Origin of the sequence: Gordonia sp. 852002-51296_SCH5728562-b (genome assembly GCF_001665475.1) — a bacterium.
GTDB classification, from domain to species: domain Bacteria; phylum Actinomycetota; class Actinomycetes; order Mycobacteriales; family Mycobacteriaceae; genus Gordonia; species Gordonia sputi.
Genome location: NZ_LZMI01000033.1, coordinates 1 through 1,570, shown reverse-complemented (window position 1 = coordinate 1,570; position 1,570 = coordinate 1). Strand labels below are relative to the sequence as shown.

The window sequence follows — 1,570 nt, the reverse complement described above, 5'->3', positions numbered from 1 at the left end:
GGCGGGTTCACATGATCGTCGCAACACTCTCAGGTGAGAGGTTGCGGCGATCATGTCGTTTCAGGAGGACTGTGTTCGGTTCGGTGACCAGTTGGCGAGGCTGGTGGATGCCGGGGTGCCGGTGAAGGAAGCCGCTGTTGCGGTGGGCGTGCCGCGGCATCGGTGCTACGCGATTCTCCGGGCGATCGGTCGGCCGGTGGGGCGGCCTCGTGGGCCGGGTAAGCCGGCTGATCCTGGACGGATCGTGGCGGTGTTCGATCGGACCGGGTCGATCAACAGGGCTGCGTTCGAGTGTGATGTGGCGTTCTCCGTTGCGCGTCGGATACTTGTCGATGCTGGCCTGGTAGACGCGGACAAGATCACAGTGTCTGGCAAGCCTGCGGCGAGGATGCGGTTCTTTGCGTTGATCGAGCAAGGCTGGTCCTCAGCGAGCGCGGCGCGCGAGGTGGGGGTCAATGTGCGCACCGCCCGGGATTGGCGTCAGGGAATTCGGAAGGTCGGCAACACCCGGGTCCGCCCGGACGGCACCGTTGTGGACTACCGGCTCGGAACCGTCTACAAACAGCCCGTGGCTACTATGACCTGCCCGGATGCGGCTATCTCGGTGATCAGCGATCGGTATCTGTCGCTGGAGGATCGGATTGCGATCGCTGACGGGCTGGTGGTCAAGGATTCGATGAGGACCATCGCCACGCGGATCGGAAAGAACGTCTCGACCATCTCCCGCGAGGTGCGTGCGCATAGTGTCGCCGGCCGGTACCTGCCGCATCAGGCCGATCGAATCGCGGCGGCGCTCCGGGCGCGGCCCAAGCAGTCCAAACTGGTGGTGAACGCGGTCCTACGGGCAGCGGTCGAGGACGGCTTGTCGAGGAAGCTCTCGCCGGAGCAGATCTCTCACCGCCTGCGCCGGGATCATCCCGACGACGAAAGCATGCGGGTGAGCCACGAAACGATCTATCAAGCCTTGTACTTCCAAGCCCGCGGAGGGTTGAAACGTGAAGTCCAACAAGCACTTCGGACCGGTAGGACGCGCCGGAGGTCGCAGCGCCGAGAGGGTGAGCGATATCAGCGATTCATCGACCCGATGGTGATGATCAGCGACCGGCCGGCAGAGGTGGACGACCGGGCGGTCCCCGGGCACTGGGAGGGGGATCTGATCACCGGGGAGCAGAACAAGACCGCGATCGGCACTCTCGTCGAGCGTTCCACCCGTTACACGATGCTGCTGCACCTGCCGGATGGGCACGACGCCGAACAAGTCCGTGACGCGATCATCACCGCGATCAAGGACCTACCCGCGCACCTACGCGGGTCGCTCACCTGGGACCAGGGCGCCGAGCTTGCCCGACACAAGCAGATCAGCATCGCCACCGACATGCAGGTGTATTTCTGCGATCCGGCCAGCCCGTGGCAGCGCGGTACCAACGAGAACACCAACGGACTGCTACGGCAGTACTTCCCCAAAAGCACTGACCTCAGTGTCTACGGTCCAGCCGATCTTGAGCACGTCGCGCAGGAACTCAACGGCCGTCCACGCAAAACGCTCGGCTGGGATACCCCAGCCGAGCGT

The 1,570-nt window shown here is 64.2% G+C and carries 1 protein-coding gene; it reads left to right on the top strand.

The genetic code is table 11. From position 1 onward, the window contains the following. Nucleotides 1-388: 388 nt before the first annotated feature. Nucleotides 389-1,570: IS30 family transposase (locus tag A5766_RS06250; RefSeq protein ID WP_197501359.1), on the top strand; the 1,182-nt coding region annotated here is incomplete at its 3' end.